Source organism: Streptomyces sp. DSM 42067, assembly GCF_055792885.1.
The window spans coordinates 7,323,215-7,349,778 of sequence record NZ_CM147706.1; the positions used below are offsets into that span (position 1 = coordinate 7,323,215).

Below are 26,564 nucleotides of genomic sequence, written 5' to 3' on the forward strand. Positions count from 1 at the left end.
TCGCGACGGTACGTCAGGACAGCCCTCTCATCGGGACAGCCCCTCCCATCGTCCTCCAACGACCCCTGCCCTGACAGCCGGTCGGGCCAGATCGACCCATGCGGGATCGCGCTGAATGCCGTCCGGCGCCTGTCTGTTGACGCTCCCCGCGCCGCCGCCTACATTGCTTCCATATAGCAGAACATTTTTTCCGCAATGTGGAATCTGCGGAATCAGTGCGGAGTCAATACGGAACAAGGGAAGCGAGCACTCTCCGCGGGGCGCGACGGGAGTCCGAATCCGACAGCCGGATCAGGAGTACTCATGGCTCGAATGACCGCTGCCCGCGCGGCAGTTGAGATCCTCAAGCGCGAGAGCGTCACCCATGCGTTCGGTGTGCCGGGCGCGGCCATCAACCCCTTCTACAAGGCGCTGAAGGAGGCCGGCGGCATCGACCACACCCTCGCCCGCCATGTCGAGGGCGCCTCGCACATGGCGGAGGGGTACACCCGCACCCACCCCGGGAACATCGGCGTGTGCATCGGTACGTCGGGACCGGCAGGCACCGACATGATCACCGGCCTCTACTCCGCCACCGGCGACTCGATCCCGATCCTGTGCATCACCGGTCAGGCGCCGACGGCCGTGATCCACAAGGAGGACTTCCAGGCCGTCGACATCGCCGCGATCGCCACTCCGGTCACCAAGATGGCCGTCACCGTCCTCGAGGCCGCGCAGGTCCCCGGCGTCTTCCAGCAGGCGTTCCACCTGATGCGCTCCGGCCGACCCGGCCCGGTCCTCATCGACCTGCCCATCGATGTCCAGCTGACGGAGATCGAGTTCGACCCGGAGACGTACGAGCCGCTGGCGGTCTACAAACCGTCCGCGAGCCGCGCCCAGATCGAGAAGGCCCTCGCGCTGCTGAACGCCTCGGAGCGCCCCCTCATCGCCGCCGGCGGGGGCGTCATCAACGCCGACTCCTGCGAACTCCTCGTTGAATTCGCCGAGTTGACCGGCGTTCCGGTCATCCCCACGCTCATGGGCTGGGGCGCCATCCCCGACGACCACGAGCTGAACGCCGGCATGGTCGGACTGCAGACCTCGCACCGCTACGGCAACGCGACGTTCCTGGAGTCCGACTTCGTCCTCGGCATCGGCAACCGCTGGGCCAACCGCCACACCGGCAGGCTGGACGTTTACACCCGGGGCCGCAAGTTCGTCCACGTCGACATCGAGCCCACCCAGATCGGCAAGATCTTCGCCCCGGACTACGGCATCGCCTCCGACGCCAAGGCCGCACTGGAGCTGTTCGTGGAGGTGGCGAAGGAGCTCAAGGCGGAGGGCGGCCTCCCCGACCGCTCGGCCTGGGCGGCCTCCGCCCAGGAGCGGAAGGCCACCCTCCAGCGCCGTACGCACTTCGACGACATCCCGATCAAGCCGCAGCGCGTCTACGAGGAGATGAACAAGGCGTTCGGGCCCGAGACCCGGTACGTCACCACCATCGGCCTCTCGCAGATCGCGGGCGCCCAGATGCTGCACGTCTACCGGCCGCGCCACTGGATCAACTGCGGCCAGGCGGGCCCTCTCGGCTGGACCGTCCCGGCCGCGCTCGGCGTGGCCACGGCCGCCCCGGACGCCCAGGTGGTCGCGCTCTCCGGCGACTACGACTTCCAGTTCATGATCGAGGAGCTGGCGGTCGGCGCGCAGCACAGGATCCCGTACGTCCATGTCCTGGTGAACAACTCGTACCTCGGGCTGATCCGCCAGGCGCAGCTCGGTCTCGACATCGACTTCCAGGTGAACCTGGAGTTCGAGAACCTCAACTCGCCCGAGCTCGGCGTCTACGGCGTGGACCACGTCAAGGTCGCCGAGGGTCTCGGCTGCAAGGCGATCCGGGTCACCGACCCGAACGAGCTCGGCGCCGCCTTCGAGGAGGCGAGGAAGCTCGCCGCAGAGCACCGGGTGCCGGTAGTCGTCGAGGCGATCCTGGAACGCGTCACCAACATCTCGATGTCCACGACCGCCGACATCAGCAACGTCGTCGAGTTCGAGGAGGTCGCCACGGAGCCGTGGCACGCGCCCACGTCGGTACGGACGCTGAAGGCCTGACGGCACCACGACAACCCACAAGGCACGGCCCCCGCCCCGGACTTCCGGGACGGGGGCCGTGATTTCCCCCTGTGTGCTTCCCCCTGCGGTATCCCCCCCGAGCCGAACTCGAGGCCCGCCGCCCCCGTGTCGGCGGGCCTCGTGTGCTCAGGTTGTGCCCAACGGTGGTCAGAAGCGAAGCCCTCGGGACCGAGTTCAGAGGAAGACTTGAGGTTTCCGTAGCCCGGGTACGCCCGACGGCTACGCGCGACGACGTCCGGGCGCAGCTCCGCGTCCCGGTTTGCCCGAACTAGGCTCAGTATTCGCGTAGTTGAGACCGTGGAGATTGGAATCCGGGCCGCGGCGGCGCCTGGGCGCGACAGGACATATGTCGGCGCCGACGCGGCCCGGACGTCTCGGAGGGACTCAGTCCGCGGCACCCGACAGGCGCTCGACGCCCCGCAGCAGCGCCGAGTGGTCGAGGCCGCCGTCGCCCTGCGTGCGCAGGGAGGCGACGAGCTGGGCGACCACGGCACCGGCGGGCAGCGTGGCGCCGACGGCGCGGGCGGCGTCGGTGACGATGCCCATGTCCTTGTGGTGCAGGTCGATACGGAAGCCGGGCCTGAAGTCCCGGTTCAGGAAATTGTCCTTCTTGCGGGTCAGGACCGTGGAGCCGGCCAGACCGCCGTTCAGGACGTCGAGGGCGGCGTTCAGGTCCACGCCGGACTTCTCCAGGAAGACCACGGCCTCGGCGCAGGCCTGGATGTTGACCGCGACGATCAGCTGGTTGGCGGCCTTCACCGTCTGGCCGGAGCCATGCGGGCCGCACAGCACGATCGTCTTGCCGAGGGCCTCGAAGATCGGCCTGGCCTCGTCGAAGTCGGCCTGCTCGCCGCCGGCCATGATGGACAGCACGGCCTCGACCGCCCCGGCCTCACCACCGGATACGGGGGCGTCCAGCACGCGAATGCCCTTGTGGGCGGCGGCCTTGGCGAGGTCGACCGAGGTCCCCGGGGTGATCGAGGACATGTCGATCAGCAGGGTGCCCGGCCTTGCGTTCTCCAGGATGCCGTCGGGTCCGTAGGCGACGGCTTCGACCTGCGGCGATGCGGGCACCATCGTGATCACGACGTCGGCGTCCCCGACGGCCTCGGCGATCGAGCCGGCCACGGTGCCGCCCGCGGCGGACAGCCGGTCGAGCTTCTCCTGCTCCAGCGTGTAGCCGGTGACCGCGTATCCGGCCTTGATCAGGTTCTCGGACATGGGGGAGCCCATGATGCCGAGGCCGATCCATGCCACTTTGGGGAGGTGGTCGGGGAGGTTGTCGCTCATGAGGGTGCCTCCTCAGAAAGCCGTGCATGCGTCGGTAAAGCCGTGCGTGATGTCGTGCTGTGTCGATGAGTTGTGGCCGAGCGCCGTTGCAGAGACGGCGTCAGCGCGCGGCGCGGGCCTCCAGTGGCAGCCAGTCGAAGGCCTCGGCGCTCGGGCGGTCGCCCGGCTTGTACTCCAGGCCGACCCAGCCGTCGTAACCCGCCTTGCGGAGCAGACCGAGGAGCTCTTCCAGCGGCAGCGAGCCGGTGCCGGGGGCCCCGCGGCCGGGGTTGTCGGCGATCTGCACGTGGCCGGTCCGTGCGGCGTACTGCTCGATCACCGAGGGCAGGTCCTCGCCGTTCATGGACAGGTGGTACAGGTCCATGAGGAAGCGGGCGTTGCCGAGGCCCGTCGCCTTGTCGACCCCCTCGACGACCTCGATGGCTGCCGGGGCGCTCACCAGCGGATAGAGCGGCGACTCCGGCCTGTTGAGGGTCTCGATCAGCAGGATCGCGCCGATGCGGTCGGCGGCCCGGGCGGCCAGCGCAAGGTTCTCGAGGGCGAGTTCGTCCTGGACGGCCGGGTCCACTCCCTCGACGCGGTTGCCATAGAGGGCGTTGAGGGCCTTGCAGCCCAGCGACTCGGCGAAGCCGGCGGCCACGTCGATGTTGGCGCGGAACCTCTCCGACTCCTCGCCGGGGATCGACAGGGCTCCGCGGTCAGGGCCCGGCAACCGCCCGGCGTAGAAGTTCAGGCCCACCAGTTGCACACCCGCGCTCTCGATTGACCTCTGCAGGGCGTCGAGTTCGGACTGCTCGGGCACGGGCGCGTCGACCCAGGGCCACCACAGCTCGACCGCCGTGAAACCCGCTGCCGCGGCGGCCGCAGGGCGCTCCAGGAGCGGGAGTTCCGTGAAGAGGATCGACAGGTTGACGTCGAAGCGCTGGCCTGTGGCGGCTGTCTCGGAACCAGGCATGAGAGGGAGGCTTTCCTTCCGTATAGCGGAAGTTTTATTTTGCTTAATGGAAGACTGCCTCTGGCTCGGCGGTGGTGTCAAGGCGCCCGACAAGAACGCCCCCGCACGAATGCGCGGGGGCGTCTGGGGCGGCTGCCGGGGAGGACGGTTCAGAGCGCGTCGACAGCGCTGACCTTCCAGCCGTCGGACGTACGGGTGAGTGTCATCCGCACCCGGTTCAGGTCCACACGGGAGCCGGAGACCTGTGTGCTCTGGGTGACCTGGTTGACGAAGAGCAGGACGACGGCCTTGTCCGGCGAGGCGGACACCACGGAGGCCGCCGGGTCCCCGCCGCCCGCGGGCTTCACCACGGTCGCCTTCACCACCCCCTTGTACTTCGCGGCCGTGGGCCCCACCACCGTCCTTGTGGTCTTCGCGTACTGGTCGCGGAAGGCCCCGGTGAGATGCTCCCGCGCCGCGGCGAAGTCCCGGTCCAGACGCCGGTAGTCGTACGACAGGACGACGGGCGCCGCCTTCCGCGCTGCCGCCAGCGCCTGTCCGCGCGCCTGTTCGGCGTGCCGCCCCTCGCGGTACTGCCAGCCGAGCACGGCCACAGCGACCAGACCTGCCACGAGGAGCACGGCGAGCACCGCCGTGAGCAGTCCCCGTCGGCGCCGTCGCGTCGTGCGCGCGGCGGCGGGAGCCTCGGGAGCCTCCTCGTCGGCGTCCTCGGAGGCCAGTCGCGGCTCCGGCGGATCGTCCCAGCCGTCCGGGGGTTCGATGAGCAGCGTGCGGCCGACCTGCTGTCCCTCCGGGCGCCGCGGGGCCTCCCCCAAGCTCGCGTCCTCCGCCAGGGTTTGCGCCGTGGACCCCGGGGGCTGGTCGGCCACGGGATCGTGGCCGCTGCGTTCCGCGCGCTTGGCCGCCGCGCGAGCGGCCGCGGTCAGGCTCCGGCGGGCGGGGGAGCCGGTGCGGCTTCGGGTCGTCGGGTTCGCCACGGTTCTCTTCTCCTTACGAGTCGTACGGGGCCGTCGGCCGGGTCGTACGGAAGTGCGGTCAGCCGACGAACTCGACGCCGGACGTCATCCAGCGGCCGTCCACGAGCACGAGGTCGAGCTGCAGCCGGTAGGTGCGGGCCTCCCCCTTGGGCACCGACGCGTTGGTCACCTTGCTGTCGGCGACCACCAGGACGCGGGCCGACCGCTCGTCGGAGCGCGTGATGCCGGCTTCGAGGACCTGGCCCTCGGAGACCGACTTGTTCTCGGCGACGAGCTTGGTCAGCTCCTCGGTCTGCGCCGCGAACTGCTCCTTGAAGTCACCCGTCGCGCCCTTCAGCACGTTCCGGCTGTCCCGGTCGTAGTGGCGGTAGTCGATCGACGTGAAGTTCAGCGCCGACTGCCGGGCCGCGGCCAGGATGTCCTGGCGCCGCTGCTCCACCTCGTGCTGCTCGTACAGCTGGACGCTCAGCCAGCCGGTCACCGCCGTCGTCAGGACCGTCGCCACGGCCAGTCCCGCGGACCAGGCCCGGCCCCGGCCGGTGCCGTCCACGGGGCCGGCCGCAAGCCGCCGCAGCGGGCGGATCGCCCGTACGACGCAGCTCCCGATCACGCCCCGGCCGGCGCTGCCCCCTGTGCCTTCGGCGGTCGCCTCAGCCACGTCAGTAGTCCTGTCGGTCATGCCATCGGTCCGACGAGCAGCCATTGCCACGACTCCTTTCCGAACACGCTCTGTTCGCCGCCCGTCGAGCCGATCTCGACGAACGTTCCGTCAGGACCGGCCGCGGTGCCGGTCTCCGGGTCGTACGGCGTGACGTACGCCGCCTGATCGGCGCCGGCCGAACCGGCCGACGCGCCGGGCGCGTTCTGCGCGCCGCGTACCGACGTCTTGCTGCCGCGCGGGGCGGTGCAGCGCGCGTTCGTGTTCGCCTCGCGCGTGCTCGTGTCCGCGGGGTCGCGTCGCTGTGTCCCGTATCCCTGGGTGCACGCGGGCGGGTCGTCGGCATTGACGACCAGCCCGAAGTGGGTGGTGCCGTCGCCCGGGATGACGGTGTAGCTGTCCGCGACCACCACCGGGAAGGTGACCAGGGCCTGTTCCACGCCGGGCAGCCGCGCCAGCGTGATCTGGCCGCCGCTGATCAGATTGGCCAGCAGCACCGGCAGATGCGGCCGCGTCGACTTCAGCAGCGAGTTGACCTCCTCCGCCGCGGGCGGCGTGTTGCCGATCAGCTTGCGCAGGTCGCCGTCGCTCTTCTTCAACTCCGCGGTGAGGTCGGCGAGATCGCTCGAGAACGATTTGATGGACGAGCCCTGGTCGGCCTGCGTCTTGAGGACCGTCCGGGAGTCCTCGATCAGGGAGATCGTCTGGGGGAGCGAGTCGGAGGCCGACTCGACCAGCTCGTTCCCGGAGTCCACCAGCCGGCTCAGCTGCGGTCCCGTGCCGGCGAAGGCCTCACCCAGCTCGTCGACGGTGACCCGCAGATCGTCCTTGCCGACGGAGTTGACCAGCCGGTCGAGGCTGATGATGAGATCCGTGGTGGGCAGCGGCACCCGCGTGTTGCTCCGGGAGATCGTGCTGCCGTCCAGCAGATAGGGCCCGCCGCTGCCCCGCGGCTGCAGGTCGACGTACTGCTCGCCCACCGCCGAACGGTTCGCCACCATGGCCAGCGTGTCGGCCGGTATCCGCGGCCCGCCCTCGATGTCGAGGGCCACCGACACCCCGCCGGAGCCGGTCAGCCGCAGCTTGCCGACGCGGCCCACCGGCACTCCTCTGTACGTGACCTCGGCGCCCGGGAAGATGCCCCCGGACTCGGCGAAGTCGGCCCGCACGGTGTACCCGCGGTCGAGGAGGCTGTCCACGAGACCCGTGTACTGGGCGCCGACGTACGACACACCGACGGCCGTCACGGTGGCGAAGGCGATCAGCTGGGCCTTGACCGTTCGTGTGATCACGGTTGTATCCCCTTCAGCATGAGCTCCGCGAGCGCGAGATCGATCCCGGGCGGCAGGCCGTCACCGTCCTGTCCGCCGTACCCGTACGCGGCGTAGCGGCTGCTGCACACCGGCGGGCACAGCAGATCGCCGTCCGAAGGGGGCGAGGGGGCGGTGGGAGAGTCCGGCACGTCCGGGCCGTCCGGCAGCGCGGTGGGCGTCGGGAGGCCGGGGATGTCGGGCACGTCCGGGGTCTTCGGAAGATCCGGGGTCCCGGGGCCGCCGGAGTCGCCGTCTCCCTTGCCCGACCCGTCCTCCTCGCTGAGATTCCCGTAGATGCCCGCCAGATCGAGATCGGCGGTGATCCTGAGATTGACGTAGTCGCCCTTGATCGCGTCCGTCGCGCCGCGGGGGAACGGATAGGTGGTCAGCAGCTCGAGGGAGTTCGGCAGATCGTCGCCCGCCTTGTTCAGCTGCTCCAGGATCGGCCGGAGCAGCTTCAGATTGGCGATCGCGTCGTCCCGCGAGGCGTTGACGACCTCGGTGCCCGTCTTGCCGAGCTTCGACAGGGCGGTGAGCATCCTCGTCAGACTGCGCCGCTGGTCGGCGAGCACCTTCAGTGCGGGCGGCATCGTGTCGACGGCCACGGCTATCGTCTTCTTCTCGTTCTTCAGCCGCTTGGCAAGCCGGTCGATGCCCTCGAGCGCGCGGACGATGTCCTTGCGCTGCGAGTCGAGGCCGCCGAGGAACGTGTCCAGCTCCTTGAGCAGGGACTTGACCCGGTTCTCGCGGCCCTCCAGGGCCTTGTTCAGCTCCACGGTGATCGTCTTGAGCTGGGCCACTCCGCCGCCGTTGAGGAGCGCGGACAGTGCGGACAGCACCTCCTCGATCTCCGGGTTGCGGCCGCTGCGGGACAGCGGGATACGGTCGCCGTCGCCGAGCCGTCCGACGGGGTCGGTGTCGGGCGGCGCGGACAGCGCCACGTACTTCTCGCCGAGCATGCTGGTCTGCCGCAGCTCGGCGATCGCGTTGGCCGGCAGCTTCACGGAGTCGGCGACCCGCAGCCGCACGCGCGCGTGCCAGCCCACCAGCTCCACCTTCTCGACGGCGCCGACGGTGACGTTGTTGACCTTCACGGCCGACTGCGGCACCAGGTCGAGGACGTCCCTGAACTCGACGGTGACGTGGTAGGCGTTGCCGTCCGCGGCGGCGCCTCCGGGCAGATCGACGTCATACCAGCCGTTGAACTCGCAGCCGGACAGCAGCAGCGAACCGACTGCCGCCCATGCGACCGCCCCGCCCTTGAGCAGCATGGTCTTGCGCCCCTGATTCATGCGCAGCTCACTCTTGGGCCCCTGGTTCATGCGCAGCTCACTCTTGGGCCCCTGGTTCATGCGCAGCTCACTCTTGGGCCCCTCCTTCTTACGCGGCTCGCTCATGCGCTGGCCCCCAGGATTCCGCCGAGCGTCTTGTCGACCGTGCCCGTGCCTCCCGAGAGCGTCTGACTCCCGGCCTTCGGCAGCTCCGGCAGCGAGTCGAAGAGTTTCTTCAGCTCCTGGCAGTCGGGGTTCTTGCCGCCCTCGTCTCCGGTCGTCTTCAGCACGGAGCACAGCAGTGAGGCCGGGTCCTGCGGGTGATCGGGGTTGTTGCGGGTGTCGAGGGTGCCGGAGGACGGGTTGCCGGCGTTGTGCAGGTTGTCCAGAGCAGCCGGGGCGACCTCCAGCAGCTCCTCCAGCGCGGCCCGCTGCGTGACCAGCACCTTCGTGACCTTGCTGAGGCCCTCCACGTCGGACGTCAGCGACTTCTTGTTCGCCTTCACGAACTCGGACACGTCACCGAGCGCCGTCCCCAGATGCTTCAGCGCCGCCGCCAGGTCCTTGCGCTCCCCGGCGAGCTGCTCCGCCACCTTGGTGAGGCTCTCGTTGAACGACCGCACGCTCTTGTCGTCCGCAGCCAGCGCGGCCGTGAACACCTGCAGGTTCCGTACGGTGCCGAACAGGTCCTGCCGACCGTCGGACAGGGTGGTGACCGCCAGCGAGAGGTCCTCGACGGTCTGGTTCAGGTTCTTGCCCTGCCCTTCGAGGTTGTCGGCGCTGACGCCGAGGAGCCGCGACAGGGAGCCGTCCTTGTTGGCGCCCTTCGGGCCGAGCGCGTCGGCGGTGGTGTGCAGGCTGTCGAAGATCCGGTCCAGTTCGACCGGTACGGCCGTGCGCGACTCGGGGATGACAGCGCCGTTCCGCATCGCAGGGCCGCCCTGGTACACCGGCAGCAGCTGCACGTAACGGTCGCTGACCACCGATGAGTTGATGATGGCGGCCTTGGCGTCGGCGGGGACCTTGCGCCCCTCGTCGTATTCCAGTTCCACTCGCACCCGCTTGCCCTCCGGCGTGATCTTCTTGACCTCGCCGATACGGACGCCGAGGACGCGTACGTCCGAGCCGGGGTAGATGCCGACGGTGCGCGGGAAGTACGCCGTGACGCGGACGGGTTCGGAACGCGGCCACAGCGCGACGGTGAGCGTGCCGACGAGGGCCGCAGCGGTGAGCAGCGCCAGGAGCCGGGCCCGGCGGCCCTGCAGCGTGATGAGGCGTCCCTTCATCGCGAGCCTCCTGTCCGCGGGGTCACCGGGGTGGGGGCGACCATGTTCTGGACGTAGCCGTCGAACCAGGGGCCGTTGCCGAGGGTGTTGGCGAACACCCGCACATAGGGCGCGAGCAGTTTGACGCTGCGGTCGAGGCTCGCCTGGTTGCGTTCGAGCATCGTGACCACGGTGTTCAGGCTCTTGAGCGCGGGGCCGATCTGCTTGCGGTTGTCCTCGACCAGGCCCGAGAGCTGGATGCCGAGGGCGGCCGAGCTCTTGAGCAGGTTGTGGATCGCCGTCCGCCGCCTGCTGATCTCCTTGAACAGCTGGTCGCCGTCCTTGATCAGCGCGGAGAAGTCCTCGGAGCGCTCGGCCAGCACACCGGTGACCCCGTTGGCGTGCTCGAGGAGTTCGCGCAGCGCCTTGTCACGCGATGCCACCGTCCGGGAGATCCTCGACAGGCCCTTGATGGATGCCTGAACCTCCTCGGGCGAGTCCTGGAAAGTGGTGGAGATCGTGTCCAGGGCGGTCGCCAGCCGCTCCGTGTCGACCTTCTCGCTCGTGGTGGTCAGATCGCTGAACGCCTGCACGACGTCGTACGCCGCCACGGTCCGCTTCAGCGGGATCTCGCTGCCGGGCTTCAGCTGCCCGGTGCCCTTCGGATGCAGCGCCAGGTATTTCGCGCCGAGGATCGTCTTGACCCGGATCGACGCGCCGGTCCGGGTGCCGAACTCCGGGTCGCCCTTGATCTTGAAGACCACCTTCACGTGGTCGCCGTCCAGGTCGACCTCCTCGACCTTGCCGACCTTGACCCCGGCGATCCGCACCTCGTCACCAGGCTTCAGGCCGCCGGCCTCCGAGAAGGCCGCGCTGTACTCGTCTCCGTTGCCGATCACCGGAAGGCTGTCGGCGTTGAACGCGGCGACGGTCAGCAGCGCGAGCGTGGTGAGGCCGACGGCCCCGATCACCACGGGGTTCCGCTCGCGGAACGGCATCATGCGCAGCCCTCTCGGCATGCGCAGCCCCCTCGGCATGCGCAACGCCCGGGGCAGGAGACGTATCCTCATCCGCCGCACCTCGCCCGTGCCACATGGAACTCAGGGGTGAGCACCTCTTTGGTCTTCGGCAGCACGATCCGGCCGTCGAAGTCGCAGAGGTAGAAGTTGAACCAGGAGCCGTAGGTCGCCGTCCCGGTCAACTTGTTGAGCTTGTTCGGCAGCCGCTTCAGGACGCCCTCCACGGTCTTCTCGTTCTTGTTCAGCGTTCCGGTGAGCTCGGTCAGCTCGGCGATGTCGTCCTTCAGCGGCGGGCGGGCGTCCTCGAGCAGCCCCGAGGTGGCGTCGGTCAGTGCGCCGATGTTCACCAGCGATTCCCCGATGGGCTTGCGGTCGGCGGACAGGCCCGAGATCACGCGCCGGAGCTGCTTGAGCAGCCCGGAGAAACGGGCGCCGCGCTTGTCGAGCGTCGCCAGTACGTCGTTGAGGTTGTCGATCACGGATCCGATCAGCTCGTCGCGGTCGGCGAGCGTCGTGGTGAGCGAGGCCGTGTGGGCGAGCAGGCTGTTGACCGTGCCGCCCTCGCCCTGCAGCGTCTTGATGATCTCGGTGGCGAGCTGGTTGACGTCCTTCGGGCTGAGCGCGGCGAACAGCGGCTTGAAGCCGTTCAGCAGCGCGTTGAGGTCCAGCGCGGGCTGGGTCCGCGGCAGTGGAATCGTGCCTCCGGGCCGCAGCCGTGTGCCGTCGCCGGCGCCCTCCGTCAGCGCGATGTACCGCTGCCCGACCAGGTTCCGGTAGCGGATGACGGCACCGGTGCTGGTGAACAGCGGACGGTCCTCGCTGACCGTGAAGGTGACCTCCGCCAGCGTCCGGTCCTTGATCCGGATGTCCGCCACCTCGCCGACCCGCACTCCGGCCACCCTGATGTCGTCGCCCTCCTCCAGGCTGGTGACATCGCTGAACACCGCGCGGTACGTGTGCTCGGGGGTGAAGGAGATGTTGACGATGGTGGCGGCGAGCAGCGCCGTCGCCAGCACGGTCACCACCGTGAAGAGGCTGAACTTGATCAGTGGCGACGCGGCGTCCCTGGCTCCCTTGACACTCATGCGACGCTCACCGCCGTTCCGCGTGCCATCGGGCCGAACAGCAGCGTGGCGACCGGCGGCACCTCGTCGGCAGGCACGCCCATGACGGGCGCGACGAGCGAGCCGATGGCGCGCTGTTCGGCCTCGGTGCTGGAAACGTTGACTCCTCCGGGCAGCGTGCCGTCACCCGAACTTCGCGACTTCGTACCGTCGTTGAGTTTGACGGCCGGTGCGGGCACCTGGGGGTGGGGCAGGCCTCTGCAGTTCGGGCCCGATCGCTCTGCATAGCGCGGTTCCTCGCCGGGTTCGTACGGAGATCGCTGGCGGACGACTTCGAGCGTGATGTGCATCTCGCCGCCCCTGAACGTCGCGTCCGACGCCTTGTCCTGCCGCACCAGGCCCTCGAGGAGACAGGGGTACTCGGGTGCGTAGCGGGCGAACAGTTCGAGCGTGGGGCGGGAGACACGGCCGAGGGTGATCAGCCGGTCGCCGTTCTCGTCGAGGAAGTCGTCCGCGGTGCCCGCGACCGTGGCGGTCGAGGCGAGCGCGGCGGCCAGCTGGTCCTTCTGCTCGACGAGGGTGCGGCTGGTCGTGACGGTGTTGCGGAGGATCCTCATCAGGTCGGGTGCCGCGTCGGCGTACACCTCGGCGACATCCGCGAACCGCGAGATGTCCTCCTGGATCGACGGCATGTGCGGGTTGAGCTTGCGCAGATAGCGCTCGACACGGGTGAGGTTGTCGCCGATCCGGTCGCCGCGGCCCTCGAGGGCGTCGGAGAACGCGGACAGCGTGGCGTTGAGCTTGCCGGGCTGCACGGTACGCAGCAGCGGCAGCAGGTCGTTCATCAGGTGTTGCAGCTCGATGCCGACCTGCGTCCGGTCCTGCGTGATGACGTCCCCGGCCTGGATGGGCCTGCCCGAGGACCCCCGCGGCACCACGAGGTCGACGTACTTCTCGCCGAACAGCGTCTTGGGCAGCAGCCGCGCGTGCACATCGGCCGGGATCTGTGCGACCTGCTCCGGCTTGAGCGCGATGTCGAGCGTCGCCTTCTCGCCGTCGGCCCGCACCGCGCGCACCTCGCCGACCAGCAGCCCGCGCAGCTTGACGTCGGCGCGCGGGTCCAGCTGGTTGCCGAGCGTGTCGGCCTCCAGCGTGATGCGTACGGCCGGGGTGAACACCTGCTGGTAGACGGCGACGGACAGGCCGAGGAGGGTCGCGATGACGACGATGAAGACGATGCCGTACAGGCGCAGTCTCGCCTTGTGTGTGACGATCCGCATCGGCCCTACCCCGCAATCCGTACGGTCGTGTTGGCGCCCCAGATCGCCAGCGACAGGAAGAAGTCCAGGACGTTGATGGCGACGATCGAGGTCCGCACCGCGCGGCCCACCGCGACACCGACGCCCGCGGGGCCGCCACTCGCGTAGTAGCCGTAGTAGCAGTGCACCAGGATGATCACGACGGCGAAGACGATCACCTTGCCGAAGGACCAGAGCACGTCGACGGGCGGCAGATACTGCTGGAAGTAGTGGTCGTAGGTGCCCGCCGACTGCCCGTAGTAGCCGGTGGTGATGGTCCGGGCGGCGAAGTACGAGGACAGCAGCCCGACCACGTACAGCGGGATGACCGCGACGAAACCGGCGATCATCCGCGTGGTCACCAGGAACGGCAGCGACGGGACGCCCATCACTTCCAGCGCGTCGGTCTCCTCGCTGATCCGCATCGCACCGAGCTGGGCGGTGAATCCGGCACCGACCGTCGCGGAGAGCGCGAGGCCGGCGACCAGCGGGGCGATCTCGCGGGTGTTGAAGTACGCCGACAGGAACGCCACGAAGTTGGAGGTGCCGAGCTGGTTGAGCGCCGCGTACCCCTGCAGGCCCACCTCGGTTCCCGTGAAGAAGGACAGGAAGGCGATCACGCCGACCGTCCCGCCGACCACGGCGAGCGCTCCGCGGCCGAAGCTCACCTCGGCGAGCAGACGCAGGATCTCCTTCTTGTAGCGGCGCAGGGTGCGGCCGGTCCAGGCAAGGGAGCGGCCGTAGAACGACAGTTGGGTGCCAAGCTCCTCCAGGGAGCGGAGCGGGCGCCCGACGAAACGGTTGATCAGCGCCATGCCTCAGCCCCTCTGCGGAACGATCTGGAAGTACACGGCGGTCATCACGAAGTTCGTCACGAACAGCAACATGAAGGTGATCACCACCGACTGGTTCACGGCGTCGCCCACGCCCTTCGGCCCGCCCTTCGCGGTCAGCCCCTTGTAGGAGGCGACGATCGCGGCGATCGCGCCGAACACCAGCGCCTTGAGCTCGGCCGCCCACAGATCGGAGAGCTGGGCGAGGGTGGTGAAGGACGCCAGATACGCGCCGGGCGTGCCGTTCTGCAGGATGACGTTGAAGAAGTAGCCGCCCGCGACGCCGACCACCGACACCAGGCCGTTGAGCAGCACGGCCACCACCATCGAGGCCAGGACGCGGGGCACCACGAGCCGGTGGATCGGGTCGATGCCGAGCACCTGCATCGCGTCGATCTCCTCGCGGATCTTCCGCGCCCCGAGGTCCGCGCAGATCGCCGTGCCGCCCGCGCCCGCGATCAGCAGCGCGGTGACGATCGGCGAGGCCTCCCGCAGCACGGCGAGCACCGAGGCGGCACCCGAGAACGACTGGGCGCCGAGCTGCCGCGTCAGGCTGCCGATCTGCAGGGCGATGACCGCGCCAAAGGGGATGGAGACGAGGGCCGTGGGCAGGATCGTGACGCTCGCGATGAACCAGGCCTGCTGGATGAACTCCCGTACCTGAAAGGGGCGCCGGGGCATCGTCCGGGCGACGTCCAACGCCATCGCGAACAGATTGCCGGACTGCCGGAGCGCTCCTGTGGGCGACAGACTCATGCGCCCGTCACCGCCTTCCCGTGCAGCGCGGCCTCGCGTTTCGCGATCGCCTCCCAGCGGGGTGGGCGGGTGATGCCGGGGCCCGGCAGCAGGCGCGGAGTCATCTCCTGGCTGCCGGGGGTCCCTCTGCGCTCGCTCTTCGCGACGTCGCCGAGCTGGGCGAGCTCCTGCTCGACCTGGGCGGCGTCCTTCTCCTCGGCCATGCCGATCGGCCCCTGCATCCGGCCGTTCAGGAACTGCCGCACGACCGGTTCGTTGCTGGTCAGCAGCTTTTCGCGGGGCCCGAACATCACCAGCTCGCGCCGGAACAGGAGACCGATGTTGTCCGGCACCTGGCGGGCCGAGGCGATGTCGTGGGTGACGATCAGGAAGGTCGCGTCGATCTGGGCGTTGAGGTCGACGATCAGCTGGTTGAGATACGCGACGCGCACCGGGTCGAGGCCCGAGTCCGGCTCGTCGAAGAGGATGATCTCCGGATCGAGCACCAGGGCCCGCGCCAGACCGGCCCTTTTCCGCATACCGCCGGATATCTCACCCGGCAGCTTCTCCTCGGCTCCGATCAGCCCGACCATGTCCATCTTCTCGAGGACGATCCGCCGGATCTCGCTCTCGGACTTACGGGTGTGCTCGCGCAGCGGGAAGGCGATGTTGTCGTAGAGATTCATCGACCCGAACAGCGCGCCGTCCTGGAACAGCACCCCGAACAGCTTCCGCACCTCGTACAGATCGTGCTCGCGGAGCTTGGTGATGTCCTGGCCCGCGATACGGATCGAGCCCCGCTCCGGCTTCAGCAGTCCGACGAGCGTCTTGAGGAACACCGACTTGCCCGTGCCCGAGGGGCCGAGCATCACCGATACCTCCCCGGCAGGCAGCGTCAGCGAGACGTCCTGCCAGATGACCTGGTGTCCGAAGGACTTGGTCAGCCCTTCCACACAGATCTCGACACCCATCCGGTCCACCCTTCAGCCCGTGGAGCAGCTCCGACATCTGCTCTACGGGGAGAGGAAGGGCGTCCGTCGCTCCGGTGACCGTATTTTTTCGACGAGGCCGGAACAGGCGGGGCCGGATCAGACGGGGCCGGAACAGGCGGGGCTGGATCTGAGGGGCCGGATCAGCGGGGGAGACCGCCGGGCAGGTCGCCGGCGGGCGCGTTCTGCGTATCCGTGGCGTCCACCAGCGCGGAGGCATTCGGGTTGACCGTCGCGTCCGGGACCTCCACCCCCGGCACGGAGGGCACCTCGGTCGCGTCGGGAACGCCGGGCACCTGCGGAACCTCGGGCACGGAGGGGACCTGGCCCACCTCCGTCAGATCAGGGGCGGACAGCGTCGGCAACGGCTCCACGGAGACAGCCGGGACCCCTGACACGGAGACCTCCGGCACGGACAGCGGCAGCAGTGACTCGTCGCCGGCCGATCCCGCCCCTTCTGTGCCACCCACCGCCTGCGTCCCCGGCATGTCGCGTGCGGGAGCCGGCGTACGCCCGTCAGCGCCCGTCCCCCACACCTCCGTGGTCTGCGCGGTGTCCGAGACGGACGGCCGCGGTGCCGTGCCGTGCCCGTCCCCGTCATGTGCGTACGGCAGCACGAACCCCGCCACTGCCAGGGTCGCCGCCGTCGAGGCCGCGGCGGCCACCTGCACGTGACCGCCCGCCCGCGGCCGGCCGCGTCCGACCAGGAACAGGACGACACCCAGCGTGGCCGCCAGCGAGTTGCGCAGCGTCCGCCGGGCCCTGGCGAGCAGCGACTCGACCGTCCGGTAGCTCAACCCCATCTTGACGGCGACCTGCCCGACGTCCAGGTCCTCGGACTTCAGCCATATCGCCTCCGCCTGGCGCGCGGGCAGCTCATTGCTGCGTACGGCCAGCCACCGCGCCTCGGCCCGGTCGCACACCGCCTCCTCGACGGGCACCGGTCCGGGCGTCACCAGGGTCGGGCTCGTGCGCACCTCGGCCTCACGGTTGACCTGACGGTGGCGGTCGATGCACAGCCGCATCGTCACGGTCGTCAGCCAGGCACCGAGCCGCTCGTCGTCGAGGTCCGGCCGCTCAGCGGCGCGCAGCATCGCCTCGTGCACCGCGTCCTCGGCGTCCTCCGGGCTCAACGACCGACGGCGGGCCACCTTGAGCAGCTGCTCGCGGTGGCTCCACATGCGCTGCCAGCGGTCCCGCTCAGCGTCCGGCTCTTCACCCGCCCCGTCCGCATGAGCTGGATGCATGTCCGTCGCCATGAGAGGGCCCCTTCGCGCTCACCCGCCGGTCGTCCCGTGCTTGCCCGGCGGGTCGCGACATTACCGCCCGGTATCCGCGGTTGTGGAGGGGGAGGCGCTCATCGAGTCCTTACCGTTGCTGGCCAGCGGCTCGGCGTCTGTCAGCACCCCGTCACCGGGCAGGTCGACGGTGGGATCCGGAAGCGGAAGTACGGGCTCCTGCGTCTCCTCCGCAGGGCGGGTCTTCGAGGGTGACGGTGACGGCGAGGAGGGCGCGGGGGCGGGGGAGGACGGCGCACCGGATGGGCCGCCGGGGCGCGGCTCCGACTGGGAGGGTGCGGGTGAACTCTCGGGTCGCGCTGTCTCCGAGGCCTTCTTCTTCGGGCTCGCATCGGACGCACCGGGATTGTCCGGTACCACCCGGTGCCCGTCGAGGAAGTACGCGAACCAGGCCCTGACCGTACGCAGGTAGGCCTGCGAGTGGTTGTAGCCGAGGATCGCCCGGTCGAGGTCCGCCGGATCGGAAAGGTCACGTCCGCCCGCGCACAGATAGCGGCCGGCTGCGAGTGCCGCGTCAAAGATGTTGTGCGGGTCGGCGCGTCTGTCGCCGTTGCCGTCCGCGCCCCAGGACGCCCAGGTCGACGGGATGAACTGCATCGGCCCGACCGCCCGGTCGTACACCGTGTCCCCGTCGTACGCACCGCCGTCGCTGTCCCGGATGAGGGCGAACCCGTTGCCGTCAAGACGCGGCCCGAGGATCGGCGCCAGGGTCGTACCGTCCGCGGTCACCCGGCCGCCGCGTGCCTGCCCGGATTCCACCTGGCCGATGGCGGCGAGTAGTTGCCACCGCAGATCGCAACGGGGCGCGCTGCGTGCCAGCTCGGACTCCGCATGCCGGTATGCGGTGAACACGGTGGCCGGCAACGCGCCGCCGACCGCGGCGGATTCCCCCGCCGACGAGCCCTCTGCCGATGACGTGCCCGACCCGTCCCGCACGCGCAGGGGCGGGAGTTCGGCGCGGAACGGCGTGTCTCCGGAGATGCTCGGACCGCGTTCCGTCGCGCTCTCCGGGGCCGGCGCCGATGCCCGTGCCACCGCCCCCGGCGCCTGGGACGCGGTCAGCGCGGCCATGGCCGCCGTCGCGATCGCCGTGCCTTTGACCCCTTTTCCGGTCCTTCTTCGCGTACGTCCTGCCATGGCGCAGTAGCCCCTCCCTGTCGCGTCGCCGCACCGCAGATGAGAGACGGCACGGCTTCCGTCATCTGCTCTACGGCGAGGAGGCGCGGGTCCGTCGCCCGGGTCGGGCGATCTCCGCGACCCGCATGACCGCGGCCGTCCGCCATGGGCCGTCGGTACGGTCGCCTCACATTGATGGGATGTACATCCAACGTTCGCTAACGCAAGGCGGCTTGGGCTGACCGCAATGCTGTGCAACTGACTTTGTCCATGCGCGTAGACGCGACCTGATCTGCTGCAGTACGGTCCAGCACGGCATGACGCGATGACAGGTTTTCTAGCATCGCGCCTTTGTCATGAACCTGTCGTCCACGCACGTCGGGCCCGTGCGGCACCGAACCTCAGGCCGCCCGGGCTTCTGAAAGGGATTCAGAAACGAGCGTTCCAACCGACTTCAGGAGCCTTCATGAAGCTGTTCCGCAGACCGGCGTCGGTCGTCGCGACTCTGCTCCTCGCACTCACCGGTGTTCTGACGGGTGCTCAGCAGGCCGTAGCCGCCGCTCCCGCGTATGTCGCGCTGGGCGACAGCTATTCGTCCGGAACCGGAGCCGGCGACTACGGCGACAGCGGTGACTGCAAGCGCAGCGCCAACTCGTATCCGTCGCTGTGGGCCGCGGCAAACAGCCCCTCGTCCTTCTCCTTCACCGCGTGTTCCGGAGCCACCACCACGACCGTGATCAGCGGGCAGCTCTCGCCGCTGAGCACCGGCACCGGCCTTATCAGCGTCAGCGCCGGCGGCAACGACGTGGGCTTCGCCGACGTCATGACCACCTGCATCCTCGAGAACGAGGAGAGCTGCCTGTCGGCCGTCGCGACCGCCCGGAGCCAGATGTCCAGCCTTCTGCCCGGCAGGCTCAACACCCTGTACGCGACCATCAAGAGCAGGGCGCCCAACGCCCGTGTCGTCGTGATGGGCTACCCGCGCCTCTACATGCTCAACGGCACGTGCATCGTCGGCCTGCGCGAGAGTGAGCGCGCGGCCCTGAACGCCGCGTCGGACCAGCTGAACTCCGTGATCTCGGCCCGCGCCGCGGCATACGGCTTCACCTTCGGCGACGTCCGGACCACCTTCACCGGGCACGAGATCTGCTCGGGTGCCGAATGGCTCCACAGCCTGACCGTCCCCGTCGGCAACTCCTACCACCCCAACAAGAACGGCCAGGCCCTCGGGTACCTGCCCGTCTTCCGGGCCAGGGCGGCGTGACGCCCCGGCGGCGGCCTTTGCAGCACCGCTGAAGGCCGCCTGAGCACCACCGCTGACGGCCGCATGCGCGCACCACCGCTGATCAGCCGCACCATCTGATCCGCTCGAGCCGGGCGGTACGCGCTGTGGGTCGCGTACCGCCCTTCGGCGTGGGTCGCGTATCGCCCTTCGGCGGCTGATCGCCTCGGGAGAGTGCGACGTCGGAGGAGTCCGTTAAGGTCGGTCTCGGGAGCGGCCGGGGCGCACGGAGCGCGGGATCACGCCGGCAGGGTGTGTCGGCCGCCCCGACCGGAGGATGTGCCCTGGATGTGCCCTCCCGGCCGGAGGGCCCCGAGAACGCACAGGTCACAGCGGATGCCATGGGGGCACAGTGCGATTGAAAGTGGAGTTCACGACCGAGCCCTTCGATCTCGAAGCGACGCCGCAGCACGCACTGGTGGCGCGCGAGGTGGTCGAGGCTGCCGACCTGGACGCCGTGGACGTCGGACCGTTCGGCAATACGGCGGAGGGCGGCGCGGATGTCATCCTGACCGCGGTCGACGCCCTGCTGCGCAAGACCCTGGAGGCGGGCGCCACCCGGATCTCCCTGCAGATCAACGTGATCGGGGAGGGCGATCGGTGACCGGCATCGAAGACCACCCGTTCATCACGGCCGTCAAGCCGCTCGTGGACGCGATGGGCGGCGAGATCCTGCCGCCGGACCAGGCGGGGAGTGACGACGTCGTTCTCGCCTGGGAGGGCCGGGACGTGATAGCCGTACGGCTGCCGCAGCTCGCCGACTCGCTGGACCACATCCTGGCCGCGCTGGAGCGCAAGCACGGCAAGCCGCTCGCCGAGCTCGACCGCAAGGAGAAGCAGCAGGTCGTGAAGGCGCTGGAGGCCCGGGGAGCGTTCTCCGTGCGGCACGGCGTCGAGACGGTGGCGAGCGCGCTCGGGGTGAGCCGCTTCACGGTCTACAACTACCTCAACCGGGAAACGGGCGAGCGGCAGACAAAGCCGCAGGCAGGGTAGGTGCGTTGGCCGGAATCCCGCGTGATGCCGGCCGCCCGGTCCTGTCTTCCGGCCGGTAGCCGCACCGGGCGGGAGATTTCAACAAAGTGTTGACGTGGGGTCGTCGAGGGGTATTGGGTTATCCCAGCACGCCCGTATCAAGGCCACGGAGGCATCCCGTGACGTCGAGCGCGACGACCCCGAGTCCGGCGACACCCGGCCTGGCCCGGTTCAACGCCATGCCGGAGGCCGAGGCCGCCGCCGTCCTCCATGAGGTGTGCGCCTCCTCGGCCTGGGGCAGGGCGCTGCTCGCCCAGCGACCTTTCGCCGGCGCGAACGATCTCCTGGCAGCGAGCGACGCCGCCATGGCCGGGCTCACGGTCCCGGACCTGGAGGAGGCGATGGCGGGCCACCCGCCCATCGGACGCCCGAAGCCGGGAGACCCGGCCTCCTCGCGCGAGCAGCGGGGCATGGCCGGCGCCTCCGACGAGCTCAAGGCGGAGATGCTCGAACTGAACCTGGCGTACCAGGACCGGTTCGGGCACGTCTTCCTGATCTGCGCCACCGGACTGACCGGCGAGCAGATGCGGGACGCGGTGAAGACCCGGATCGGCCACTCGCCCGAGCAGGAGCGCGACATCGTCCGTACCGAACTGGGCAAGATCAACCGCATCCGGCTGACTCGACTCCTCGCAGAGGGAACCGCATGAGCACCGCCACCGCCGCCTCGGTGTCCACGCACATCCTGGACACCAGCATCGGCCGCCCCGCAGCGGGCGTGGCCGTCCACCTCGCCGCCCGCGGCGGCCGGTCCGCGGACTGGCGGGCGCTCGGCGGCTCCGCTACCGACGCGGACGGGCGGTGCAAGGACCTCCCGGCCCTGCCGGACGGCACGACCCACGTACGGCTCGACTTCGCCGTCGAGCCGTACTTCGAGAAGAAGCAAGCCGAGGCGCAGCAGGACGCCCCCGCGAATCGGGACAGCGGCACCGCCGGCGTGTTCTTCCCGGAGGTCACGGTCACCTTCGCCGTGCAGCCGGGCGAGCACTACCACGTACCGCTGCTGCTCAACCCGTACGGCTACTCCGTATACCGAGGGAGCTAGCAGACACATGACAGCCCATGCCCATTCCGGTCCCTCCCGCCCTGTGCTGCTCGGCCAGAACCAGTACGGCAAGGCCGAGAACCGCGTCGTCAGGGTCGTGCGGGACGGTGCCACCCACCACATCAAGGACCTCAACGTGTCCGTGTCGCTCTCCGGCGACATGGAGGAGGTCCACTACTCGGGCTCGAACGCGAACGTCCTGCCGACCGACACCACCAAGAACACGGTGTTCGCGTTCGCCAAGGAGTACGGCATCGAGTCCGCCGAGCAGTTCGGCATCCACCTCGCCCGGCACTTCGTGACCTCGCAGGAGCCGATCCACCGGGCGCGCATCCGTATCGAGGAGTACGGCTGGGAGCGCATCGAGACCGCCGGCGACTCCACAGGCGGTGACCAGCCCAGGCACTCCTTCGTACGCAAGGGCCAGGAGACGCGTCTCACCCAGATCACCTTCGACGGCGAGCGGTGGGAGGTCGTCTCCGGCCTCAAGGACCTCGTCGTGATGAACACGACCAACTCCGAGTTCTGGGGCTACGTCAAGGACAAGTACACGACGCTCCCGGAGGCGTACGACCGGATCCTCGCCACCCAGGTCTCCGGCCGCTGGCGGTTCAACTGGACTGCCGACGAACAGGACATGCCCGACTGGGAGACGTCGTACGAGCAGGTCAAGCGGCACATGCTGGAGGCCTTCGCGGAGACGTACTCGCTGTCGCTGCAGCAGACCCTCTACCAGATGGGCGCGCGGATCATCGACAACCACGGCGAGATCGACGAGGTCCGCTTCTCGCTCCCGAACAAGCACCACTTCCTCGTCGACCTCGAGCCGTTCGGCCTGAAGAACGACAACGAGGTGTACTTCGCCGCCGACCGGCCGTACGGCCTCATCGAGGCGACCATCCTGCGGGACGGGTGCGAGGCGCACATCCCGGTGGACCTCACCAACCTCTAGGCATCCAGGAGTTCCTGCCGTGGCAGCTTCGCAGTACGCCCAAGGTGTCGAGCGCATCGTCATCGAGAACTGCGCCGTCGCGACCGTCGACGCGGACGACACCGAGTACGCCTCGGGCCATGTGGTCGTCGCCGGGAGCACGATCGAGTCGGTGGGTCCGGGCAAGGCTCCGGAGAATCTCGAGAACGTGGTCCGCCGCATCGACGGCACCGGTCATCTGGCCACTCCGGGCCTGGTCAACACCCACCACCACTTCTACCAGTGGATCACCCGCGGCCTGGCCACCGACCACAACCTCTTCAACTGGCTCGTCGCGCTCTACCCGACCTGGGCGCGCATCGACGAACAGATGGTGTACGCGGCCGCGCAGGGGTCCCTGGCCATGATGGCCCGCGGCGGCGTCACCACCGCCATGGACCACCACTACGTCTTTCCGCGCGGCGCCGGCGACCTGTCCGGCGCCATCATCCGGGCCGCCTCCGAGACGGGCGTCCGCTTCACACTGGCGCGCGGCTCCATGGACCGCGGCGAGTCGGACGGCGGACTGCCGCCGGACTTCGCCGTCGAGACCCTCGAGGGCGCGCTGGCCGCGACCGAGGAGACCGTCGACCGGTACCACGACGCGTCGTTCGGCGCGATGACGCAGATCGCTGTCGCCCCGTGCTCGCCCTTCTCCGTCACCACCGAACTCCTCCGGGAAGGCGCGGAGTTGGCCCGCCGCAAGGGCGTACGCCTGCACACCCACGGCAGCGAGACGGTGGAGGAGGAGAAGTTCTGCCACGAGCTGTTCGGCATGGGCCCCACCGACTACTTCGAGTCGACCGGCTGGCTCGGCGAGGACGTGTGGATGGCGCACTGCGTCCACATGAACGACTCGGACATCGCCGCGTTCGCCCGTACGAGGACGGGGGTCGCCCACTGCCCGTCGTCCAACGCCCGCCTGGCCGCCGGGATCGCGCGCGTCCCCGACATGCTCGCGGCCGGCGTCCCGGTCGGTCTGGGGGTGGACGGCACCGCGTCCAACGAGTCCGGCGAACTCCACACCGAGCTGCGCAACGCGCTGCTGATCAACCGCCTCGGGCCGCACCGGGAAGCCGCCCTGAACGCGCGCCAGGCCCTGCGCCTCGGGACGTACGGAGGCGCCCAGGTTCTGGGCAGGGCCGCCGAGATCGGCTCCCTGGAGCCGGGCAAGCTCGCCGACCTGGTGCTCTGGAAGCTCGACACGCTCGCCCACGCGTCCATCGCCGACCCGGTGACCGCCCTCGTCTTCGGCGCCGCGGCCCCGGTCACGCTCTCCCTGGTGGGCGGCCGCCCGGTCGCCGAAAACGGCCGGCTGCTGCACGTCGACGAGGACGCCATCGCCCGCTCCACGCGGCACGAGGCACAGCGCCTGGCGAGGATCGCCGCGGAGCGATGATCGGCCCCCATGCCGTGCCTATCGGCCAGGGAGCGATCGCGGCAGCCCGAAGCATGGCAGCACGTTGTTGTCGAAGCGGGTGAAGGCTCAGATCCGGTCGCCGGTGAGGGGTTGTCCCGAAGGACTCAGTCGGGCTGGCCTTCGGTGCCTCGGCGGGTCTGGGCCAGCCACTCCTGCGCGGGCTCGGCGTCGCCGTATTCGTCATGCCAGTTCCACCATTCGTACGGCGGGGTCTGGGGATAGCCCTCGGGCGAGTCCTCCCAGGTCTCCTGCCGTCCGAGCGCCGTCATGTCGAGGTAGCTCCAGAGGCTCCCCATCGCCTCGTCACCGCGGGCGTTGATGAAGTAGGTGCGGAACACTCTGTCGCCATCGCGGATGAACGCGTTCGTGCCGTGCCACTCGTCCACACCGAAATCGGTGTCGAAATCGTCGGTGATCGTGTACCAGGGCATCGTCCAGCCCATCCGCGCCTTCACACGCTCGATCTCCGGCTGTGGCGCGCGCGAGACGAAGGCGAGAGTGGTGTCGCGGGCGTTCAAGTGGGCGAGGTGGCCGACCTGGTCAGCCAGCATGGAGCAGCCGCGGCAGGCGTGGTCGGGCCAGCCGTAGACGCCGGGCTCGAAGAAGGCGCGGTAGACGATCAGCTGACGGCGACCCTCGAACAGGTCGAGCAGACTCGTCCTACCCTCGGGTCCGTCGAACTCGTACTCCTTCTCCACTGCCAGCCACGGCATCCGCCGGCGCTTGGCGGCCAGTGCGTCACGGGCGCGCGTCAGCTGCTTCTCTTCCACGAGCAGCTGCTGGTGCGCGGCCTCCCACTCCTTCTGCGAAACGATCGAGGGTGTCTTCACTGTGACGTTCACCTTCCAGTCATCGGCCGGGCTCATACGGATGAGCGCGCACCGGCGCGCTCATCCCGCTGTGAAGGTCACCGCCCCGTCGCCTCCGCAGGCCCCGTGAACTGCACGATGTCGTCGGACGCCACATCGTGCAGCCGGACGGCCAGATCCTCCAGGGCGCGGCTGGCGGCCAGCTCGTCGCCGATCTCCGCCACCGGCCGGTCGATCGGGTTCCGCCTCGCCACCCCGGTACCGGTGACCTCGTGGGTCTCGGGTGTGTCGAGCACGGCGCGGGCGCGGGTCTTGTCGCCCTCCTCGGAGATGTAGACCTTCACGTTCCACTGCTTGGATTCCATCGTGATCACCTCTGTACGGAGGCGGGGCCCCGGGCGTGGCCCCGGCTCTGCGGCCTCGTACTCCCAGCGTGCGCCGGACCGCGCGACGGGGCCAGAGGTGACGGCGGTCCGGCGGCCGGCCTTCCGGCCGCCTTGCCGGAGGCGTCGCGTGGCAGCCGCCGATAATCGGTGGCCTCGCCGGCCCGACCCCAGCACAGTGGCCGCATGACGACATCCGACGCCACGTTCTTACCGGGCCTCGAGCTCTCGCGGATCCTGTACGAGGAGGCTGTGCGGCCCCTCCTGGCCGAGGCGTTTCCCGGCCTGCGGTACGCCGCCGCCCGGGTCGGTACGGGCTCGGAGGTGCTCGGCTTCGACACGGCACGGTCGGCCGACCACGAGTGGGGGCCGCGGCTGCAGCTGTTCCTGGCGCCCGAGGACGCGGCGGCAGGCGCCGCCGCCGTCCACCGTCTCCTCGCGGAGCGGCTGCCCAAGCACGTACGCGGCTGGCCCACGCACTTCCGCCGCCGGGACGACGATCCGCTGGACCCGGTCTCGGGACATATGGAACCGACGGACGGTCCGGTGGACCACCGGGTCTCGGTCGACGACACCGGCGGCTGGCTGACCGCGCAGTTCGGCCTCGATCCGCTGGCCGGCGAACCGACCGCCCGCGACTGGCTGGTGATGCCGCAGCAGAAACTCGCCGAGGTCACCTCCGGCGCGGTGTACCACGACGGGCCCGGCACGCTCACGGCAGCGCGGCGGCGGCTGGAGTGGTACCCGGACCAGGTATGGCGCTATCTGCTGGCCTGCCAGTGGCAGAGGCTCTCCCAGGAGGAGGCGTTCGTCGGCCGTTGCGCCGAGGCCGGGGACGAGCTCGGCTCGGCGGTGGTCGCCGCCCGGCTCGTACGCGACCTGATGCGGCTGTGCCTGCTGCTGGAGCGCAGGTCCGCGCCGTACAGCAAATGGCTGGGGAGCGCATTCGCCCGGCTCGCCGTAGCGGAACGGCTCACCCCGTCGCTGCGGGGCGCCCTGGCGGCGACGGAGTACCGGGAGCGGGAACGCCATCTGTGCGACGCCTACGAGACGGTCGCCGCGCTGCAGAACGAGACCGGGCTGGCACGTCCCGTGGACCCCGGGCGCCGGCGCTACCACTCACGGCCTTTCCTCGTCCTGCACGCCGAACGATTCGCCGGGGCGCTGGCGGACACCGTCACCGACCCGGACCTGCGGTCCCTGCCGCTGACCGGCGGCGTGGACCAATGGGCGGACAGTACGGACTTCATCGGGCAGCAGGGCCCGATCCGTGCGGCGGTGAAGGCCTTTGCGTGAAGCGAGCGTGACGCGGCCGTGTCAGAGGCCCAGCTCCTCGGGACGGTCGGCCAGTGCCCGGAGAACGGGCCTGTCACGGCTTCCCTTTCGGCGGTGTACGGGCTTGTGGCCTCACGGGGCTGAGCGCTTGCTTACCA

26 protein-coding genes are annotated in these 26,564 nt (G+C 69.6%); 9 read left to right on the forward strand and 17 right to left on the reverse strand.

What is annotated here, in order from left to right; all coding sequences use genetic code 11:
- Positions 1-303 precede the first annotated feature (303 nt).
- The gene (gene gcl, locus ACSMXV_RS32955) at positions 304-2,088 is read left to right on the forward strand and encodes a glyoxylate carboligase (RefSeq protein ID WP_473174786.1); all 1,785 of its coding nucleotides are present in this window, start codon (positions 304-306) and stop codon (positions 2,086-2,088) included.
- Positions 2,089-2,493: 405 nt separating this feature from the next.
- On the opposite strand, the gene ACSMXV_RS32960 is transcribed toward gcl, so the two are convergent.
- The 15 genes from ACSMXV_RS32960 to ACSMXV_RS33030 all read right to left on the reverse strand — a co-directional run bounded on the left by ACSMXV_RS32960 (position 2,494) and on the right by ACSMXV_RS33030 (position 18,211).
- On the reverse strand, positions 2,494-3,399 hold the full coding sequence (locus ACSMXV_RS32960) for a 2-hydroxy-3-oxopropionate reductase (protein ID WP_473174787.1): 906 nt from the start codon (positions 3,397-3,399) through the stop codon (positions 2,494-2,496).
- Between the two features lie 100 nt (positions 3,400-3,499).
- Positions 3,500-4,354 (reverse strand): TIM barrel protein, encoded by an 855-nt coding sequence (locus tag ACSMXV_RS32965; protein WP_473174788.1) that lies wholly within the window; start codon positions 4,352-4,354, stop codon positions 3,500-3,502.
- Between the two features lie 149 nt (positions 4,355-4,503).
- Positions 4,504-5,331, reverse strand: a complete 828-nt coding sequence (locus ACSMXV_RS32970) for a hypothetical protein (RefSeq protein ID WP_473174789.1) — start codon at positions 5,329-5,331, stop codon at positions 4,504-4,506.
- Between the two features lie 58 nt (positions 5,332-5,389).
- Complete coding sequence (locus ACSMXV_RS32975; RefSeq protein WP_473174790.1) at positions 5,390-5,989, reverse strand: hypothetical protein; 600 nt, start codon at positions 5,987-5,989, stop codon at positions 5,390-5,392.
- Positions 5,990-6,006: 17 nt separating this feature from the next.
- Positions 6,007-7,281 (reverse strand): MCE family protein, encoded by a 1,275-nt coding sequence (locus tag ACSMXV_RS32980; RefSeq protein ID WP_473174791.1) that lies wholly within the window; start codon positions 7,279-7,281, stop codon positions 6,007-6,009.
- Positions 7,278-8,573 (reverse strand): MCE family protein, encoded by a 1,296-nt coding sequence (locus ACSMXV_RS32985; RefSeq protein ID WP_473179130.1) that lies wholly within the window; start codon positions 8,571-8,573, stop codon positions 7,278-7,280. The genes ACSMXV_RS32980 and ACSMXV_RS32985 overlap by 4 nt, the downstream gene beginning before the upstream one ends.
- A 122-nt stretch (positions 8,574-8,695) precedes the next feature.
- Complete coding sequence (locus ACSMXV_RS32990; RefSeq protein ID WP_473174792.1) at positions 8,696-9,859, reverse strand: MCE family protein; 1,164 nt, start codon at positions 9,857-9,859, stop codon at positions 8,696-8,698.
- Positions 9,856-10,839: an MCE family protein gene (locus ACSMXV_RS32995; protein WP_473179131.1), complete on the reverse strand. Its 984-nt coding sequence runs from the start codon at positions 10,837-10,839 to the stop codon at positions 9,856-9,858. The genes ACSMXV_RS32990 and ACSMXV_RS32995 overlap by 4 nt, the downstream gene beginning before the upstream one ends.
- A 65-nt stretch (positions 10,840-10,904) precedes the next feature.
- Positions 10,905-11,942: an MCE family protein gene (locus ACSMXV_RS33000; RefSeq protein WP_473174793.1), complete on the reverse strand. Its 1,038-nt coding sequence runs from the start codon at positions 11,940-11,942 to the stop codon at positions 10,905-10,907.
- Positions 11,939-13,201: an MCE family protein gene (locus ACSMXV_RS33005; protein WP_473174794.1), complete on the reverse strand. Its 1,263-nt coding sequence runs from the start codon at positions 13,199-13,201 to the stop codon at positions 11,939-11,941. Before ACSMXV_RS33005 ends, ACSMXV_RS33000 begins: the two co-directional genes overlap by 4 nt.
- Positions 13,202-13,206: 5 nt before the next feature.
- The gene (locus ACSMXV_RS33010; protein WP_473174795.1) at positions 13,207-14,034 is read right to left on the reverse strand and encodes an MlaE family ABC transporter permease; all 828 of its coding nucleotides are present in this window, start codon (positions 14,032-14,034) and stop codon (positions 13,207-13,209) included.
- Between the two features lie 3 nt (positions 14,035-14,037).
- Positions 14,038-14,808: an MlaE family ABC transporter permease gene (locus ACSMXV_RS33015; RefSeq protein WP_181662101.1), complete on the reverse strand. Its 771-nt coding sequence runs from the start codon at positions 14,806-14,808 to the stop codon at positions 14,038-14,040.
- Complete coding sequence (locus tag ACSMXV_RS33020; protein WP_473174796.1) at positions 14,805-15,758, reverse strand: ABC transporter ATP-binding protein; 954 nt, start codon at positions 15,756-15,758, stop codon at positions 14,805-14,807. The genes ACSMXV_RS33015 and ACSMXV_RS33020 overlap by 4 nt, the downstream gene beginning before the upstream one ends.
- A 161-nt stretch (positions 15,759-15,919) precedes the next feature.
- On the reverse strand, positions 15,920-17,035 hold the full coding sequence (locus ACSMXV_RS33025) for an RNA polymerase sigma factor (RefSeq protein ID WP_473174797.1): 1,116 nt from the start codon (positions 17,033-17,035) through the stop codon (positions 15,920-15,922).
- 60 nt (positions 17,036-17,095) lie between these two features.
- On the reverse strand, positions 17,096-18,211 hold the full coding sequence (locus ACSMXV_RS33030) for a lytic transglycosylase domain-containing protein (protein WP_473174798.1): 1,116 nt from the start codon (positions 18,209-18,211) through the stop codon (positions 17,096-17,098).
- 445 nt (positions 18,212-18,656) lie between these two features.
- Between ACSMXV_RS33030 and ACSMXV_RS33035 the strand changes: the two genes are divergently transcribed.
- The 7 genes from ACSMXV_RS33035 to ACSMXV_RS33065 all read left to right on the forward strand — a co-directional run bounded on the left by ACSMXV_RS33035 (position 18,657) and on the right by ACSMXV_RS33065 (position 23,918).
- Positions 18,657-19,454 (forward strand): SGNH/GDSL hydrolase family protein, encoded by a 798-nt coding sequence (locus ACSMXV_RS33035; RefSeq protein WP_473174799.1) that lies wholly within the window; start codon positions 18,657-18,659, stop codon positions 19,452-19,454.
- A gap of 370 nt (positions 19,455-19,824) precedes the next feature.
- Positions 19,825-20,076: a YkoF family thiamine-binding protein gene (locus tag ACSMXV_RS33040; protein ID WP_473174800.1), complete on the forward strand. Its 252-nt coding sequence runs from the start codon at positions 19,825-19,827 to the stop codon at positions 20,074-20,076.
- A complete protein-coding gene (locus ACSMXV_RS33045) occupies positions 20,073-20,465 on the forward strand; it encodes a helix-turn-helix domain-containing protein (RefSeq protein WP_473174801.1) in 393 nt (130 codons plus the stop codon). Before ACSMXV_RS33040 ends, ACSMXV_RS33045 begins: the two co-directional genes overlap by 4 nt.
- A 218-nt stretch (positions 20,466-20,683) precedes the next feature.
- Positions 20,684-21,154, forward strand: coding sequence for a 2-oxo-4-hydroxy-4-carboxy-5-ureidoimidazoline decarboxylase (gene uraD, locus ACSMXV_RS33050; protein ID WP_473179132.1), 471 nt, complete (start codon positions 20,684-20,686; stop codon positions 21,152-21,154).
- Positions 21,151-21,549 (forward strand): hydroxyisourate hydrolase, encoded by a 399-nt coding sequence (gene uraH, locus ACSMXV_RS33055; RefSeq protein ID WP_473174802.1) that lies wholly within the window; start codon positions 21,151-21,153, stop codon positions 21,547-21,549. The genes uraD and uraH overlap by 4 nt, the downstream gene beginning before the upstream one ends.
- A 7-nt stretch (positions 21,550-21,556) precedes the next feature.
- Positions 21,557-22,501, forward strand: a complete 945-nt coding sequence (gene pucL, locus ACSMXV_RS33060; RefSeq protein ID WP_473174803.1) for a factor-independent urate hydroxylase — start codon at positions 21,557-21,559, stop codon at positions 22,499-22,501.
- 19 nt (positions 22,502-22,520) lie between these two features.
- On the forward strand, positions 22,521-23,918 hold the full coding sequence (locus ACSMXV_RS33065) for an 8-oxoguanine deaminase (RefSeq protein ID WP_473174804.1): 1,398 nt from the start codon (positions 22,521-22,523) through the stop codon (positions 23,916-23,918).
- A gap of 125 nt (positions 23,919-24,043) precedes the next feature.
- On the opposite strand, the gene ACSMXV_RS33070 is transcribed toward ACSMXV_RS33065, so the two are convergent.
- Both ACSMXV_RS33070 and ACSMXV_RS33075 read right to left on the reverse strand, forming a co-directional pair.
- Positions 24,044-24,769, reverse strand: a complete 726-nt coding sequence (locus ACSMXV_RS33070) for a DUF899 domain-containing protein (protein WP_473179133.1) — start codon at positions 24,767-24,769, stop codon at positions 24,044-24,046.
- 77 nt (positions 24,770-24,846) lie between these two features.
- Entirely contained in the window at positions 24,847-25,113 is a 267-nt protein-coding gene (locus tag ACSMXV_RS33075; RefSeq protein WP_181662087.1) for a DUF1876 domain-containing protein, read from the reverse strand.
- 204 nt (positions 25,114-25,317) lie between these two features.
- On the opposite strand from ACSMXV_RS33075, the gene ACSMXV_RS33080 reads away from it, so the two are divergent.
- Positions 25,318-26,427: a DUF4037 domain-containing protein gene (locus ACSMXV_RS33080; protein ID WP_473174805.1), complete on the forward strand. Its 1,110-nt coding sequence runs from the start codon at positions 25,318-25,320 to the stop codon at positions 26,425-26,427.
- The last annotated feature ends 137 nt before the right edge of the window (positions 26,428-26,564 follow it).

Coding starts and splice junctions, on each gene's coding strand:
- ACSMXV_RS32960 (WP_473174787.1), bottom strand. CDS start 3,399: ATGAGCGACAACCTCCCCGACCACCTCCCCAAAGTGGCATGGATCGGC.
- pucL (WP_473174803.1), top strand. CDS start 21,557: ATGACAGCCCATGCCCATTCCGGTCCCTCCCGCCCTGTGCTGCTCGGC.
- ACSMXV_RS33015 (WP_181662101.1), bottom strand. CDS start 14,808: ATGAGTCTGTCGCCCACAGGAGCGCTCCGGCAGTCCGGCAATCTGTTC.
- ACSMXV_RS33030 (WP_473174798.1), bottom strand. CDS start 18,211: ATGGCAGGACGTACGCGAAGAAGGACCGGAAAAGGGGTCAAAGGCACG.
- ACSMXV_RS32990 (WP_473174792.1), bottom strand. CDS start 9,859: ATGAAGGGACGCCTCATCACGCTGCAGGGCCGCCGGGCCCGGCTCCTG.
- gcl (WP_473174786.1), top strand. CDS start 304: ATGGCTCGAATGACCGCTGCCCGCGCGGCAGTTGAGATCCTCAAGCGC.
- ACSMXV_RS33025 (WP_473174797.1), bottom strand. CDS start 17,035: ATGGCGACGGACATGCATCCAGCTCATGCGGACGGGGCGGGTGAAGAG.
- ACSMXV_RS33000 (WP_473174793.1), bottom strand. CDS start 11,942: ATGAGTGTCAAGGGAGCCAGGGACGCCGCGTCGCCACTGATCAAGTTC.
- ACSMXV_RS33020 (WP_473174796.1), bottom strand. CDS start 15,758: ATGGGTGTCGAGATCTGTGTGGAAGGGCTGACCAAGTCCTTCGGACAC.
- ACSMXV_RS33005 (WP_473174794.1), bottom strand. CDS start 13,201: ATGCGGATCGTCACACACAAGGCGAGACTGCGCCTGTACGGCATCGTC.
- uraD (WP_473179132.1), top strand. CDS start 20,684: ATGCCGGAGGCCGAGGCCGCCGCCGTCCTCCATGAGGTGTGCGCCTCC.
- ACSMXV_RS33010 (WP_473174795.1), bottom strand. CDS start 14,034: ATGGCGCTGATCAACCGTTTCGTCGGGCGCCCGCTCCGCTCCCTGGAG.
- uraH (WP_473174802.1), top strand. CDS start 21,151: ATGAGCACCGCCACCGCCGCCTCGGTGTCCACGCACATCCTGGACACC.
- ACSMXV_RS33035 (WP_473174799.1), top strand. CDS start 18,657: ATGAAGCTGTTCCGCAGACCGGCGTCGGTCGTCGCGACTCTGCTCCTC.
- ACSMXV_RS33080 (WP_473174805.1), top strand. CDS start 25,318: ATGACGACATCCGACGCCACGTTCTTACCGGGCCTCGAGCTCTCGCGG.
- ACSMXV_RS33075 (WP_181662087.1), bottom strand. CDS start 25,113: ATGGAATCCAAGCAGTGGAACGTGAAGGTCTACATCTCCGAGGAGGGC.
- ACSMXV_RS32995 (WP_473179131.1), bottom strand. CDS start 10,839: ATGATGCCGTTCCGCGAGCGGAACCCCGTGGTGATCGGGGCCGTCGGC.
- ACSMXV_RS32985 (WP_473179130.1), bottom strand. CDS start 8,573: ATGCTGCTCAAGGGCGGGGCGGTCGCATGGGCGGCAGTCGGTTCGCTG.
- ACSMXV_RS32965 (WP_473174788.1), bottom strand. CDS start 4,354: ATGCCTGGTTCCGAGACAGCCGCCACAGGCCAGCGCTTCGACGTCAAC.